Origin of the sequence: Sphingomonas aliaeris, from assembly GCF_016743815.1 — a bacterium.
In the GTDB taxonomy this organism is placed as follows: Bacteria; Pseudomonadota; Alphaproteobacteria; order Sphingomonadales; family Sphingomonadaceae; genus Sphingomonas; species Sphingomonas aliaeris.
This window is the reverse complement of record NZ_CP061035.1, coordinates 3855379-3869494: the sequence shown is the minus strand read 5'-3', so window position 1 is coordinate 3869494 and position 14116 is coordinate 3855379. Positions and strand designations below refer to the sequence as shown.

Below are 14116 nucleotides of genomic sequence, written 5' to 3'. Positions count from 1 at the left end.
ATTTTGAAAGGACGAAAATGCCCAAACTGAAAACGAAGAGCGGCGTGAAGAAGCGCTTCAAGCTCACCGCCAGCGGCCTGCTGAAGCATGGCGTTGCCGGCAAGCGCCACCGCCTGATCAGCCACAACAGCAAGTATATCCGCCAGAACCGCGGCACCAAGGTGCTGTCGAAGGCCGATACGGCCACCGTTAAGGCGTGGGCGCCTTACGGGCTCAAGTAAGGGGATATAGGACATGGCACGCGTAAAACGGGGTGTTACCACCCACGCCAAGCACAAGAAGATTCTCGGTGCGGCGAAGGGCTATTATGGCCGTCGCAAGAACACCATCCGCATCGCCCGTCAGGCGGTCGAAAAGGCCGGCCAGTACGCTTATCGCGACCGTAAGGTTAAGAAGCGCACGTTCCGCGGCCTGTGGATCCAGCGCATCAACGCCGGCGTCCGCGCCGAAGGCCTGACCTATTCGCAGTTCATGCACGGCCTGAAACTGGCCGGTGTCGAACTGGACAGAAAGGTTCTGGCCGACATCGCAATGCACGAGGGTGCCGCGTTTAGCGCCATCATCGCGCAGGCGAAGGCGGCTCTGCCCCAGGCCGCTTGAGGCGACCTGACGCGAGTATGAGATTCGGGGCGTCGGTGGTTCTCCACCGGCGCCCCTTCTTTTGGATTCATGCTACTCTATCCGTCATTCCCGCGAAGGCGGGAATCCATACCAGAGGGCAGGCCGATGGATCGCGAACCGTGCGTCTACATGCTCGCAAGCGGCAAGCACGTAACGATCTATACCGGGGTGACGTCGAACCTGCTCGCACGGCTAGCCCAGCACCGCGAAGGCTTGATCAAGGGCTTTACCTCTCGCTACGGCGTGAAGCATCTGGTCTGGTTCGACATGGCAGATACGATGGAGGCAGCGATCCTCCGCGAAAAGCAGATCAAGAAATGGAATCGCGACTGGAAAGCCAATCTGATCGAGACGAACAACCCGCACTGGGCGGATCTTGCGATAGGCCTGGGATTGCCGCCCGTGGCAGCGCCAGCGTCTCGACGCGACGACACACATTATGGATCCCCGCCTTCGCGGGGATGACGGAGTAGTCAGTGACCCCCGATCAATCGACCGATATCGACCAGATGAAGACCGATCTCCTCGCCGCGATCGATGTCGCAAGCGGACTCGACGCGCTCGAAGCGTGCCGTGTGCATGCGCTTGGCAAGGCAGGCACGGTGACCGCCTTGCTCAAGACGCTCGGCGGCATGTCGCCCGAACAGCGGCTGGTCGAAGGTCCACGGATCCAGGGCCTGCGCGAGGCCGTGACGACGGCGATCGCGACCCGCAAGGCGATGCTGGAACGCGCCGATCTCGACGCCCGGCTGGCGCGCGAGACGCTGGACATGACGCTGCCCGCCGATGTCGCGCCGACCGGCACGATCCACCCGGTCAGCCAGGTGATGGACGAACTCGCGGAAATCTTCGCCGATCTCGGCTTCGCGGTCGCCACGGGTCCGGAGATCGAGGACGACTGGCACAATTTCAGCGCGCTCAACATTCCCGAAACGCACCCCGCGCGCGCGATGCAGGACACCTTCTATCTTGCGGGCGAGCACGAACCGCCGATGGTCCTCCGCACGCACACGTCGCCCGTCCAGATCCGCACGATGGTCGAGATCGCGAACCGCACGCAGAAGGCCGGCGAACCGATCCGCATCATCGCGCCCGGTCGCGTCTATCGTTCCGACTGGGATGCGACGCACACGCCGATGTTCCACCAGATCGAGGGGCTGGTGATCGACAAGGGGATCACGCTCGGTCATCTCAAATGGACGCTGGAAACCTTCCTGCGCGCCTTTTTCGAACGCGACGACGTCGTCCTGCGCCTGCGCCCCAGCTACTTCCCGTTCACCGAACCCTCGGCGGAGGTCGATGTCGGCTTCAGCCTCGAAAAGGGCAAGCGCGTGATCGGCGGCAGCGACGGCTGGATGGAAGTCCTCGGCTCCGGCATGGTCCACCGCAAGGTGATCGAGGCGTGCAGCCTGGACCCCGACGAATGGCAGGGTTTCGCCTTCGGCTGCGGCATCGATCGCCTCGCCATGCTCAAATACGGCATCGACGATCTGCGGCCGGTGTTCGAAAGCGACGTCCGCTGGCTGAAGCATTACGGCTTCTCCGCGCTCGACGTCCCCACTTTGTCCGGCGGAGTCGGCGCATGAAGTTCACCCTCGACTGGCTCCGCCAGCATCTCGACACGACCGCCTCGCTCGATGAGATCGTCGAGACGCTCACGCGCATCGGCCTCGAGGTCGAAGGCGTCGAGAATCCCGGCGAAAAACTTGCCGCATTCAAGGTCGCCAAAGTCCTCACCGCCGAACGCCATCCGCAGGCGGACAAGCTGCAGGTCCTGTCCGTCGATGCCGGTGACGGTCCGATGCAGGTCGTCTGCGGCGCACCCAATGCGCGCGCCGGGCTGGTCGGCGTGTTCGGTGCCCCTGGAGCCTATGTCCCCGGCAGCGACATCACGCTGAAGGTCGCCGAGATCCGCGGCGTGGTGTCGAACGGCATGATGTGTTCGACGCGCGAACTGGAGCTGGGCGAGGACCATGACGGCATCATCGAACTGCCCGAAGACGCGCCCGTGGGCACCGCCTATCCTGATTATGCCGGCCTCAACGATCCGGTGATCGACGTCAGCATCACCCCCAACAAGCAGGATTGCATGGGCGTCCGCGGCATCGCGCGAGATCTCGCCGCCACCGGCATCGGTACGCTGAAGCCGCTCGCCGTGGAGCCGGTCGCGGGGCAGGGCGCAGGCCCCGACGTCCGCACCGACGATCCGCAAGGCTGCCCCGCTTTCTACGGGCAGACCGTCGCCGGCGTGACGAACGGCACCGCCCCGGACTGGATGCGCCGGCGCCTCACCGCGATTGGCCAGAAGCCGATCTCCGCGCTGGTCGACATCACCAATTACGTGATGATCGACCTCGGCCGCCCGCTTCACGTCTACGACCGCGCCAAGCTGACCGGCGGCCTCGTCGCGCGCAAGGCGGCCGTGGGCGAACAAGTGCTCGCGCTCAACGGCAAGACGTACACGCTGGATGCGGGCATGACCGTCATCGCCGACGATACGCATGTCCACGACATCGGCGGCATCATGGGCGGCGAGGATTCGGGCGTGTCCGACACGACCACCGACGTGCTGATCGAATGCGCCTTCTTCGACCCCGACCATATCGCGCGCACCGGCCAGAAACTGGCGCTGACCAGCGACGCGCGCCAGCGCTTCGAACGCGGCGTCGATCCCGCCTTCCTCGACGACGGGCTCGCCATCGCGACGCGCCTCGTGCTCGACATCTGCGGCGGACAGGCGAGCGAGGTCACCCGCGCCGGCACGCCGCCGACCGCACAGCGCACGATCGCCTATGATCCGGGCCGCGCCGAAACCCTCGGCGGCCTCGCCATCGCCGCCGATCGCCAGCGCGAGATCCTCGAAAGCCTCGGCTTCGCGGTCGATGCCGGCTGGTCCGTCACCGTCCCCACATGGCGCCGCGATGTGGACGGCCCAGCCGATCTGGTCGAGGAAGTCATCCGCATCGAAGGCATCGACAAGGTGCCCTCGGTCGCCCTGCCCCGCACGCCCGGCGTCGCGAAGCCCACCGCCACGCCCGACCAGAAACTGGAACGCCGCGCCCGCCGCGCCGCCGCCGCGCGCGGACTGGACGAAGCGGTGACGTGGAGCTTCCTGTCCGACGCGCAGGCCGCGCCGTTCGGTGGTGGCGCCTGGACGCTCGCCAATCCGATCAGCGAGGAACTGAAGGTCATGCGGCCGTCGCTGCTGCCCGGCCTGCTGTCCGCTGCCGAACGCAACCTCAAGCGCGGCCAAACCAGCGTCCGCCTGTTCGAGATCGGCCGCCGCTACCTGTCCGACAAGGAACGCCCGACCCTGGGCGTCGTCCTCGCCGGATCGTCGCGCCCGCGCGGCTGGCGCGGCGGTAAGGCGGTCGGCTTCGACGCGTTCGACGCCAAGGCGGAAGCGATCGCCCTGCTCGCCGCCGCCGGTGCGCCGGTCGAGAACCTGCAAGTGATGGGCGAAGCTGGCGACGCCTGGCATCCCGGCCAGTCCGGCACGCTGCGCCTCGGTCCCAAGACCGTGCTCGCGGCGTTCGGCATGGTCCACCCCAGCGTCCTCAAGGCGTTCGACCTCGACGGCCCGGCCGCCGCAGTCGAACTGTATCTCGACGCTCTCCCCGCCAAACGCAGCACCGGCTTTATGCGCGCGGCCTATACGCCCCCCGCGTTGCAGGCCGTGACGCGCGACTTCGCCTTCCTCGTCCCCGCCGATCTCGCCGCCGACACGCTCGTCCGCGCGATGAAGGGCGCGGACAAGGCCAGCATCGTCGCGGCCCGCCTGTTCGACGTCTTCACCGGCGCAGGGATGGAGGATGGCAGGAAAAGCCTCGCGGTCGAGATCACGCTGCAACCCACCACGAAAAGCTTTACCGACGAAGAATTGAAGGCGATTGCCGACAAGGTCGTCGCTGCGGCGGCAAAGCTGGGGGCGACGCTTCGTGGTTGAACTCGTCGTCATTCGCTCGCCGAAACTCAGCGCCGGCATCAACCATGTCGGCGCGGAACTCACGTCGCTTCGCGATCGCGACGGGCGGGAATTGATGACCAACGCCGATCCGGCCTTCTGGACCGGTCACGCGCCGATCCTGTTCCCGATCGTCGGCGCGCTCGCGGGTGATACGCTGCGCGTCGACGGCGCCAGCCACAGGATGAAGAAGCACGGCTTCGCACGCCTCAGCGACTTCGAAGCGATCGAGCATCGCGACGACCGCGTGACCTTCCGTCTCACGGACAGCGAGGATACCCGCAAAAGCTACCCCTTCGCCTTCGCGCTAGATGTCACCTACGTCCTTGAGGACGCAACGCTGACGATCACCGCGCGGATCGAGAATCGCGGCGAAACCCCGATGCCCGCCAGCTTCGGCTTCCACCCCGCCTTCGCCTGGCCGCTGCCCTACGGCGAACCGCGCGAGGCGCATCGCATCCTGTTCGCGCGGCAGGAACCGGCCGCGCTGAAAACGCTCGCGAAGGACGGTACGATCACGCCGAACGACCGCCCCACGCCGCTGGACGGTCGCGCGCTGCGCCTGCGTGACGATCTGTTCACCGACGATGCGCTGATCTGGGATCCGGTCGCATCGGACAAGGTCACCTACGGCGCATTCGGCGCACCCGTGCTCGACATCACGTTCCCCGACACACCGCAACTCGGCATCTGGACCAAGCCCGGCGCCGCCTATGTCTGCATCGAACCCTGGCACGGCATCGCCGACCCGCAAGGCTATGCCGGCGACTTCCGCGACAAGCCGGGCGTGTTCGAAATCCCCGTCGGCGGCGAAAAGATCATCACGATGAGCGTCACGCTGACCACCTGAGGCAAGCGCCGCCACGGCCTTCAGCGCGCAGCGCAAAAACCATCTCCTATCTTCGCGTCTTCGCGCCTTCGCGTGAACCACTCTTCAAGCGCTCCCCCGCTTCGAAAGAATGTTCACGCGAAGGCGCGAAGACGCGAAGGAGAATAAAGAACGAACTGCCGCCCCGCCGCCTTGAATGGGCGCCCCCTTCTAACTCTGTCCCTGAAAGGGAGGCGCTCTCCTTCTTGCTCCCCTCCCTGGAAGGGAGGGGCTGGGGGTGGGTCGGTCTCGTGGAAACGGAATGCGCGCCTCAGGCCCACCCACCCCCGTCCCCTCCCTTCCAGGGAGGGGAGAAGATCGGCCTTCCACGCCGATCACCCTCTGCGCCCCCAGCGCCTCGGCGCGAACAAACCTTCTATCTCCGCGTCTCCGCGCCTCCGCGTGAACAATTCTTCCCCACGCGCGATCGTAGAATGATTCACGCGGAGACGCGGAGAAGAAAAGACAGCGCTGCGCCCCGCCCGCCTCCAGTTGAGCAAATCGCCCACACCAGCTACGGCGCTGCGATGAATCATACCTCCGACCGCCGCACCTTCGCGATCATCTCGCATCCCGACGCCGGCAAGACCACGCTCACGGAAAAGCTGCTCTATTTCGGCGGCGCCATCCATCTCGCGGGCGAGGTGAAGGCGCGCGGGCAGAACCGTCGTGCCCGCTCCGACTGGATGAAGATCGAGCAGCAGCGCGGAATCTCCGTCACTTCCTCGGTCATGACGTTCGAGAAGGACGGCCTGACCTTCAACCTGCTCGACACGCCGGGCCACGAGGATTTCAGCGAGGATACGTACCGCACGCTGACCGCGGTCGATTCCGCGGTCATGGTGATCGACGCCGCGCGCGGTATCGAGGCGCAGACGCGCAAGCTGTTCGAGGTCTGCCGCCTGCGCTCGGTTCCGATCATCACCTTCGTCAACAAGGTCGATCGCGAGGGCCGCCCGCCGTTCGAACTGCTCGACGAGATCGCCGACATGCTCCAGCTGGACGTCTGCCCGATGAGCTGGCCGGTGGGCATGGGCAGCGATTTCGAAGGCGTGTACGATCTGCACGCCAATACCCTCAGCCAGCCCGAGGGGCCGAGCCGCGAGTTCATGGGCCGCGCGATCCCGTTCGACGGAATGGACGATCCGAAATTGGCCGCGACGATCACGTCGGCCGGGCTCGCCACGCTGAAGGACGAATCCGAACTGGCGATGGGCGGCTATGCCTCGTTCGATGTCGAGGCGTATCGCGCAGGCGATCTGACGCCCGTCTATTTCGGCTCCGCGCTCAAGGATTTCGGGGTCGCAGAACTGATCGCGGCGCTGGGACAGCATGCCCCCGGTCCACGCCCGCAGCCGGCCGAACCCGCCGCCGTCACGCCGGAACGCCCCGACGTCACCGGCTTCATCTTCAAGGTCCAGGCGAACATGGACCCCAATCACCGCGATCGCATCGCGTTCATGCGGCTATGTTCGGGCACGTTCAAACGCGGCATGAAGCTGACCCCGACCGGCCACGGCAAGCCGATCGCGATCCATTCGCCGATCCTGTTCTTCGCGCAGAACCGCGAACTCGCGGACGAGGCGTTTCCGGGCGACATCATCGGCATCCCCAACCACGGCACGTTGCGGGTGGGCGACACGATGAGCGAGCGCGCCGACGTGCGCTTTACCGGCCTGCCCAATTTTGCACCCGAAATCCTGCGCCGCGTCGCATTGAAGGACCCGACCAAGACCAAGCAGTTGCGCAAGGCGCTGGACGACATGGCCGAAGAGGGCGTGACCCAGGTCTTCTACCCGGAGATCGGATCCAACCTGATCATCGGCGTTGTCGGACAGTTGCAGTTGGAGGTTCTGCTGTCCCGGCTCGACGCGGAATACAAGGTCGATGCCGGCCTCGAAATGGCTCCCTACGACACTGCGCGCTGGGTCTCGGCGGAGGATCCGGCGGACCTCAAGGCGTTCATGGACCTCAACCGCTCCAGCATGGCGAAGGACCGCGACGCCAACCCCGTCTACATGGCGAAGACCGCTTGGGACGTCGGCTACGTCTCCGATCGCTACCCGAAGGTGAAGTTCGCCGCCACGCGCGAGCGGTAGAGGCGGTCGAGGTTCGCGGTCACTTCAATTGATCGCCATTCCCGCTTCACCCCTCCACCGTTCGTTTCGAGCGAAGTCGAGAAACCGGCCCAAAGCACCCGGCGCATGTTTCTCGACTACGCTCGAAACGAACGGGGACGGGGAAATCCACCCGACCCGGCCAGTCTCAGCTATTCGCCTCGCCCCACCCGCTCGCGCGGCTTGACCGCCAGCAGCGCTAGTACGGCGGCGACGAGGTACAGGCTGACCCGATAATCGCCGCATAGCGAGGCTTCGCCATACCTGTGCTTCAGCGCATCGGACAGCGCGCCAGTCACGCCGCCGGCTCGTCCACCCAGTCTCTGCGCAGCGGCTTCGCGGCGAGGAAACCGAGCAACGCCGCGACGAAATACAGGCACACGACCGCTATCGCCGAATAGCGCAGGGCGTCGTTCCCGAACTGTGGCGTCATGATGTCGGACAGCTTGCCCATGGCCAGCGATCCAAGCCCCAGTCCGATCAGATTGTTGATGAACAGGAAGCTGGCCGAGGCTGTCGCGCGCATATGTGGTGGCACCAGATGCTGGACCGCGGTGACCAGCGGCCCCAGCCACAGGATGTTGAGCGCGTTGGGGATCAGCAGGAACGCCCAGGCGACCGCCGGCGACGGGCTCATGAATCCCGCGATGAACAATGGTGCGGTGATCAGCCACGCAAGCGCCGGCAATCGCGCGTAGAATCCGCGATCCGTTTTTCCCATCCGGTCGGCCAGTACCCCGCCGAGAAAGACACCCGCGACGCCGCCGATCAGCAGCAACGATCCGAAGAAATAGGACGTCGTCGCCAGATCGAACCCGTAACTGCGGATCAGCACCGATGGCACCCAGAATGCGAGGCCATATCCCGCCATCGAACTCATCGACGCGGCGAACGCCATCAGCCAGAAGCTCGGCTTCTTCGCGAGCACGCCAAACACGGCCGATATCGGGGCCTGCCCCTTGGGCGCGACGGGGCGCACCGGGTCCTTGACGATCAGGCGGAAGATCGGGGCCAATATGATCCCCGCCAGCCCGACGATCAGGAACGCCGCACGCCAGTCGACATGATTGGCGATATACGCGCCAAGCAGCGTGCCGCTCGCCAGTCCGATCGGAATGCCGAGCGAATAGATGGCCAGCGCCCGCGCGCGCTTTTCCGGCGGAAAATAGTCCGCGATCAACGCATAGGACGGCGCGACGCCACCGGCCTCGCCCACGCCGACGCCGAGGCGGAAGGCGAACAGTTGCCAGAAGTTCGTGGCTATGCCGCACAATGCGGTGAAGCCGCTCCACACCGTCAGCGATATGGTGATCACCCAGCTTCGGCTCGTCCGGTCGGCGATCAGCGCCAAAGGGATCGCCAGCGTGGAATAGAGCAGGGCGAAGGCAATTCCGCCCAGCGCGCCCAGTTGCGTATCCGTCAGCCCCAGGTCCGCCTTGATCGGCTGGACCAATATGCCCAGGATCTGCCGGTCGAGAAAGTTGAACGTGTAGACGAGCAGCAACATCGCCAGCACCAGCGACGGCGGGCGTGACGTGCGGGGCAGGCCGGTCTGTGGGGCGGTGCTCATCGTCATGCTCTCCGGGCGCGCTGGTAGGACGGCAGTGTAACGGGCGCCCAATCGTTGCCGCGCGCCCGTATCGTCATGACGACCGCCGGGGCGGTCGTCCATGCGCAATCACCGCATTCAGAACTTCGCGGTGACGGTCGCGAACACCTGGCGCGGGTTGCCGTAATAGGCTGTCAGCACGCCGGTATTGCCCAGCGTCGATCCCAGACCCGGCACGAGATAGTTCGGGTTCGTCTGCACGACCGACAGCACGTACGCCCCGGTCGTCGGGTTCTGCGCCAGGAAATTGTAACCCGACACGATGTACCTTTTGTTCGTCAGGTTCTTGCCATGCACGCCGATCGAGAAGCGCTCGTCGATATTGTAGACGATGTTCGCATCCAGCAGCGCGAAGCCGGGCTGGTCCAGACCCGGCGTACGCAGTTCGAACTGCTGAGAGGAACTGCGATACGACAGCGTTGAACTCAGATCGACCGAACTGCTGCCGATCGGTGCGGAGAAGGCGACGGTGCCGCTCGCGGTCAGGTCCGGCGTGTTCTGGAACTTGCGGAACTTCGCCACGTCGACCGGCAGATTGTTGATGTTACCGATGAACTCCAGATACTTCGCGTCGAGGTAGCCGAGCGTGCCCGCAACCGACAGCCGCGTCCCGTCCGTGCCCCGGATCAGCGTCGCATTCGCTTCAAGCTCGACGCCGTTGATCCGCGCCTTGCCCGCATTCGTCGTGATGCCCGCAAAGGTCGGGATGCCGCCGACGATCGTGCCTGCCGATCCCGGCACCTGCACATCGGTATATTTGGAATGAAAACCCGATACCGCGAGCGTCAGGCGGCGATCGAACATCGATGCTTTGTATCCGACTTCGTAGCTTTCGACCGTTTCGGGATCGAACGACAGGAAGCTGTAGATGTCCCCCTGATCGCCGCCCGCGCCGTTCACGCCGTTGCCGTTCAGATCCGGCGCCAGGGTTGCGACACCGCGCGGGTCGAACCCGCCGCCCTTGAAGCCCTTCGAATAGCTTGCATACAGCAAGTGATCCTGCGCCGGCTTGAAGCTGATCGAGGCACGCGGCGTAAATTTCGCAAAGTCCGCCGATCCGCGAAAATTGGTTTGTGGAACGGCCGGCGCGCTTGTCCCGCCGAAATAGGGCGACGACCCGATATACAGGTTGCGCTGGATCTGCGACCGGCGCGTATCCCAGGTGTACCGCCCGCCGACCGAGATGCTCAGCATCGGCGTGATGTCGTATGTCGCATCGCCGAAGATAGCGACCGTATCCGTCCGCACGTTGCCGAACGTCAGCGCCGTCAGCGATCCCGGCAGCCGCACGTCGAACACCGTGGTCGCCTGCGCATCCAGATAATACAACCCGACCAGCGCGTTCAGCGGCCCGGTATCGACCAGCAACTGCACTTCCTGGCTGAACTGCTTGTTGTTGTAGAAAGCGGGCACGTCGACATCGACCGCAGGCAGCGCGTCGAAATCGATCGGCGTCGCGCTGTCGTCCTTGCGATATCCGGTGATCGACCGGAACGTCAGCCAGTCGCTCGGCTTCACCTCGGCGAACAGCGACCCGCCATATGCCTCGACCGACTGCTTCGGCGCCAGCAACGCGCCACGGCTGTCATACACGTCATTCAGTACCGGGAAATTGGTGCCGTTCAGCGGTGCGATCAGCCGGTGGCCGCCGCGCGTGTTGCTATTATCCTTGGTATAGTCGCCGGACAGGCGGAAGAATGCGCTGCTGCCCGGTTCGAACTGCAACGTGCCGCGCGCACCCCACAAATCCTTGTTATAATTGTCCTCGCCGGTCGTCAGGTTCTTGCCGAACCCGCCACGCGTCAGCCGCGCGACCGCACCGCCGATCCGGAAACCGCTGTCGCCGATCGGTGTGCTCGCGCTGATCACGCCGTCCGCCTGGTCATAGCTGCCATAGGTCGCGCGCAGGTTGAGCGTCGGCTTGTCGCCGATCCGCCGCGTGACGTACTTCACCGCGCCGCCGATCGTGTTGCGCCCGTACAGGGTCCCCTGCGGCCCGCGCAGCACCTCGATCCGCTCCACGTCGTAGATGTCGAGCACCGCCGCCTGCGGACGGTTGAGATACACGTCGTCCAGATAGATGCCGACGCCCGCCTCGAACCCGGCGACCGGATCCTGCTGCCCCACGCCGCGGATGAAGGCCGACAGCGTCGAGTTGGTGCCGCGCGATACTTCCAGCGTCACGTTCGGCGTCACGTTGGACAGGTCGGTCACGTCGATCGATCCCGACGCCTCCAGCTGCGCACCCGAAAAGGCGGTGATCGCGACCGGCACGTCGATCAGGCGCTCCTCGCGGCGGCGTGCGGTAACGACGATCGCACCCGAATCGTCCGGGATCACGCCTTCCTCGACCAGCGCGGCGGCAGGGGCCTCCTGCGCGAAAGCCGGAACTGCAGCGATGACGGCGAATGCGGCGCTGGCGTTGAGCAGCGTGCGCGTGGATACCCGGCGTGACATGGTAGTGATCCCCTCCTGCTGACGCTGCATGATGCCCCCGGTCGAAGCCGGGTTGTGCGCCGTATGCGGTCGCTATAATGAAACCTGAACCAGGTTTCAACTTGGGTCGGGCGGGGGAGAGGAAATAATGCAAAAGCGTGTCGATCCGGCAACGCCGCCCGCCGGGCAAACACCTGATCTATCGACGGAAACCGGCCGCGAACTGGCCGCCGACGCCGCCGGGGCGGGCAAGACCCCGCGCACCGAACGCGGCCGCAAGACGATGCGCGCCATCCTGGATGCCGCCGCGCTGGAATTCGGCGAACGCGGTTTCCACGACGCATCGATCAGCGGAATCACCCGCCGCGCCGGCGTCGCGCTCGGCAGTTTCTACACCTATTTCGATTCGAAGGACGCCGTGTTCCGCGCGCTGGTCCGCGACATGTCCGATCAGGTCCGCGATCACGTTGCCCCCGGAATCCGCGCCGCGCCCGATCAGCTCGCGGCGGAACATGCCGGCCTGCGCGACTTCATCGCCTTCGTCCGCGGCCACAAGGAATTGTACCGCATCATCGACGAATCCGAATTCGTCGATCCGGAAAGCTTTCGGCTCCATTATTCGACCACCGCCGACCGCATCGCCGCCCGCCTGAAGGCCGCCGCCGCCCGCGGCGAGGTTCGCGACGACGTCTCCGAAATCCACGCCTGGGCGCTGATGGGCATCAACGTCTTTCTCGGCCTGCGCTACGGCGTCTGGGAACAGGACCGCTCGCCCGCGGACGTCGCCGACGTCATCGCCGACATGCTCGCCACCGGCATCGGCCCGCGCTGATCGAAAGCGGGGCAACCCACCCCCTCACTTCTTCTCCAGCAACCCCTTCAACCCGGCCAGTGCACCCAGCGGCTTGACCTCGTCCTCGCCGATCACGCCCGCCGCCTTCAACGCGGCCTCGGCATTCGGGCTGCGCGGGAACGGGTCCAGCGCCAGCGCGACCGTCTCCGCCGCCGCCTCGCCCAGGTCGATCGCCGATCCGGTGTAGAACATCGTGTCCAGCGCATCCTCGGACAGTTCGATCTCCTCTTCGTTCACCGCATCTTCCTCGATGAAGCGCAGTGCGACCTCTTCCGATATCTCGACCGGAATCGGTTCGTCCGTCACCGAACAGGCCTGCACGACGGACGCATCCACCGTACCCCGTGCGACGATGCCCGCCGCTTCCATTCGTACGCGGAAGCTGGCGGTCAGCCGGCCCAGCGACACCAGCCCGAATCGTTCGGCCAGTTTCCCGCGCTCGGTCTCGTTAGCCTCGATCTCGACCGTGCGCTCGCCCGCGCCGAACGTGTCGATCCGCTCGACCCGCGAAAATTCCGGCGCGATCATGGCAGGCGTCCTTCGCCCAGATCGGCGATCGGCGTCGCCGCCAGCCGGTCGCGGAACGCCAGCAAGGTATCGCGAACATGCGCCAGCGCGGCCGGTGCGGGCGCCGCGCCACGATACAGGTTGCGAACCAGCGCCGCGTCGATCCCGTCACCCGCCAGCCCGTCGCGATACGCGCCCAGCCGACCGCCCAGCATCCCCATCATCTTGCCGATATGCTTGCCGACAACGACGTCGCCGATCCCGATCTGACGCAATTGCCCGTCCATATCGTCCACGAACCGCTCGGTCAGCACCGCCGATATCGCCGCGCCCTGCCGGTCCTGTTCCAGCCGCAGCACGACGAAGCCCAGCACCGCCGCGATCATGTCGAATCGGCCATCGACCGTATCGGGCACCTGACCGTCCAGATACCAATGCGGTTCACGCGCACGCGCCACCACCGCATTGTACAGCGGCAGCGCTTCCTCGTTCCTGCGGCCCATTATGCCGTCCAGCCAGCCCGTAATAAGATTCATGTCTGCTCCGTGCCCCGCGCTTGCCCTTGTTTGGCCGCGATCCCCGGCATATTGAGGCGATCGCGCGCCGGTGCAACGTATACTCTTGCCGCCGGCTCTTGGAGATAGTTCGATGACCGTCACGAAAACCCGGCTGATGACGATCGCCGCCCTCGGGCTTGCGACCATCGCCGCCGGTGCCTGCACCCCCCTTGCGGTCGCATCAGGGCTATATCGTCGATGCCGATCTGGTGAATTCGGTGCAGCCGGGGGTCGATAACCGCGCCTCGGTGCTCCAGACGTTGGGCAAGCCGACCTTCACCAGCCAGTTCAATCAGGGCGACTGGTATTACATCTCCCGCGATTCCCGGAACTTCGCGTACAACAACCCGAAGGCTAAGGAGCAGCTGACGCTGCGCATCTCGTTCAACCCGCAGGGCGTCGTGACGGGTGTCGCAAAGGGCGGCGTCGAACAGATCGCCTCCGTCAGCCCGTACGGCAAGACCACGCCGACTTTGGGTCGCAAGCGCGGCTTCTTCGACGAACTGTTCGGCAATATCGGCACGGTCGGCGCGATCGGCGCACCGGGTGGCGGCGGCGGGGATCGCGACACGCCGTAACCGTCG

13 protein-coding genes and 1 pseudogene are annotated in these 14116 nt (G+C 65.3%); 9 read left to right on the top strand and 5 right to left on the bottom strand.

All coding sequences use genetic code 11. The features are described from left to right. The first annotated feature begins 17 nt into the window (after positions 1-17). The 7 genes from rpmI (at position 18) to H5J25_RS18355 (ending at position 7552) form a co-directional block, all read left to right on the top strand. Positions 18-221 (top strand): 50S ribosomal protein L35, encoded by a 204-nt coding sequence (gene rpmI, locus H5J25_RS18385; protein WP_017977259.1) that lies wholly within the window; start codon positions 18-20, stop codon positions 219-221. Positions 222-234: 13 nt separating this feature from the next. After that, positions 235-600, top strand: a complete 366-nt coding sequence (rplT, locus tag H5J25_RS18380) for a 50S ribosomal protein L20 (protein ID WP_202093569.1) — start codon at positions 235-237, stop codon at positions 598-600. 126 nt (positions 601-726) lie between these two features. Then, the gene (locus tag H5J25_RS18375; protein WP_202093567.1) at positions 727-1086 is read left to right on the top strand and encodes a GIY-YIG nuclease family protein; all 360 of its coding nucleotides are present in this window, start codon (positions 727-729) and stop codon (positions 1084-1086) included. A gap of 44 nt (positions 1087-1130) precedes the next feature. Next, the gene (pheS, locus tag H5J25_RS18370; protein ID WP_202096489.1) at positions 1131-2207 is read left to right on the top strand and encodes a phenylalanine--tRNA ligase subunit alpha; all 1077 of its coding nucleotides are present in this window, start codon (positions 1131-1133) and stop codon (positions 2205-2207) included. Continuing rightward, positions 2204-4567, top strand: coding sequence for a phenylalanine--tRNA ligase subunit beta (pheT, locus tag H5J25_RS18365; RefSeq protein ID WP_202093565.1), 2364 nt, complete (start codon positions 2204-2206; stop codon positions 4565-4567). The genes pheS and pheT overlap by 4 nt, the downstream gene beginning before the upstream one ends. Continuing rightward, on the top strand, positions 4560-5435 hold the full coding sequence (locus tag H5J25_RS18360; RefSeq protein WP_202093563.1) for an aldose 1-epimerase family protein: 876 nt from the start codon (positions 4560-4562) through the stop codon (positions 5433-5435). The genes pheT and H5J25_RS18360 overlap by 8 nt, the downstream gene beginning before the upstream one ends. Before the next feature lie 545 nt (positions 5436-5980). After that, complete coding sequence (locus tag H5J25_RS18355) at positions 5981-7552, top strand: peptide chain release factor 3 (RefSeq protein ID WP_202093561.1); 1572 nt, start codon at positions 5981-5983, stop codon at positions 7550-7552. A gap of 170 nt (positions 7553-7722) precedes the next feature. Here the strand turns inward: H5J25_RS18355 and H5J25_RS18350 are convergent, their stop codons facing one another. The 3 genes from H5J25_RS18350 to H5J25_RS18340 all read right to left on the bottom strand — a co-directional run bounded on the left by H5J25_RS18350 (position 7723) and on the right by H5J25_RS18340 (position 11636). After that, positions 7723-7869: a hypothetical protein gene (locus H5J25_RS18350; RefSeq protein WP_202093559.1), complete on the bottom strand. Its 147-nt coding sequence runs from the start codon at positions 7867-7869 to the stop codon at positions 7723-7725. Next, entirely contained in the window at positions 7866-9140 is a 1275-nt protein-coding gene (locus H5J25_RS18345; RefSeq protein WP_202093557.1) for a spinster family MFS transporter, read from the bottom strand. Before H5J25_RS18345 ends, H5J25_RS18350 begins: the two co-directional genes overlap by 4 nt. 117 nt (positions 9141-9257) lie before the next feature. Beyond that, on the bottom strand, positions 9258-11636 hold the full coding sequence (locus H5J25_RS18340) for a TonB-dependent receptor (protein ID WP_202093555.1): 2379 nt from the start codon (positions 11634-11636) through the stop codon (positions 9258-9260). 127 nt (positions 11637-11763) lie between these two features. Here H5J25_RS18340 and H5J25_RS18335 point away from each other — a divergent pair, with 127 nt between their 5' ends. Further along, a complete protein-coding gene (locus H5J25_RS18335; protein WP_202093553.1) occupies positions 11764-12447 on the top strand; it encodes a TetR/AcrR family transcriptional regulator in 684 nt (227 codons plus the stop codon). Between the two features lie 24 nt (positions 12448-12471). Here H5J25_RS18335 and H5J25_RS18330 read toward each other — a convergent pair whose 3' ends face one another. Both H5J25_RS18330 and H5J25_RS18325 read right to left on the bottom strand, forming a co-directional pair. After that, positions 12472-12996 carry a YceD family protein gene (locus tag H5J25_RS18330; protein WP_202093551.1) on the bottom strand — a complete coding sequence of 175 codons (525 nt, stop codon included), beginning with the start codon at positions 12994-12996 and terminating at the stop codon, positions 12472-12474. Beyond that, on the bottom strand, positions 12993-13511 hold the full coding sequence (locus tag H5J25_RS18325) for a ubiquinol-cytochrome C chaperone family protein (protein WP_202093549.1): 519 nt from the start codon (positions 13509-13511) through the stop codon (positions 12993-12995). The genes H5J25_RS18330 and H5J25_RS18325 overlap by 4 nt, the downstream gene beginning before the upstream one ends. 112 nt (positions 13512-13623) lie before the next feature. Between H5J25_RS18325 and H5J25_RS18320 the strand changes: the two are divergent. Beyond that, positions 13624-14110: pseudogene (locus H5J25_RS18320) on the top strand (outer membrane protein assembly factor BamE). Positions 14111-14116: the final 6 nt, after the last annotated feature.

Bases quoted from the DNA above. Each gene is read 5' to 3' on its own strand.
- H5J25_RS18340 (WP_202093555.1), bottom strand. From the start codon at position 11,636: ATGTCACGCCGGGTATCCACGCGCACGCTGCTCAACGCCAGCGCCGCA.
- H5J25_RS18355 (WP_202093561.1), top strand. From the start codon at position 5,981: ATGAATCATACCTCCGACCGCCGCACCTTCGCGATCATCTCGCATCCC.
- H5J25_RS18335 (WP_202093553.1), top strand. From the start codon at position 11,764: ATGCAAAAGCGTGTCGATCCGGCAACGCCGCCCGCCGGGCAAACACCT.
- pheS (WP_202096489.1), top strand. From the start codon at position 1,131: ATGAAGACCGATCTCCTCGCCGCGATCGATGTCGCAAGCGGACTCGAC.
- rplT (WP_202093569.1), top strand. From the start codon at position 235: ATGGCACGCGTAAAACGGGGTGTTACCACCCACGCCAAGCACAAGAAG.
- H5J25_RS18325 (WP_202093549.1), bottom strand. From the start codon at position 13,511: ATGAATCTTATTACGGGCTGGCTGGACGGCATAATGGGCCGCAGGAAC.
- rpmI (WP_017977259.1), top strand. From the start codon at position 18: ATGCCCAAACTGAAAACGAAGAGCGGCGTGAAGAAGCGCTTCAAGCTC.
- H5J25_RS18375 (WP_202093567.1), top strand. From the start codon at position 727: ATGGATCGCGAACCGTGCGTCTACATGCTCGCAAGCGGCAAGCACGTA.
- H5J25_RS18345 (WP_202093557.1), bottom strand. From the start codon at position 9,140: ATGAGCACCGCCCCACAGACCGGCCTGCCCCGCACGTCACGCCCGCCG.
- pheT (WP_202093565.1), top strand. From the start codon at position 2,204: ATGAAGTTCACCCTCGACTGGCTCCGCCAGCATCTCGACACGACCGCC.
- H5J25_RS18330 (WP_202093551.1), bottom strand. From the start codon at position 12,996: ATGATCGCGCCGGAATTTTCGCGGGTCGAGCGGATCGACACGTTCGGC.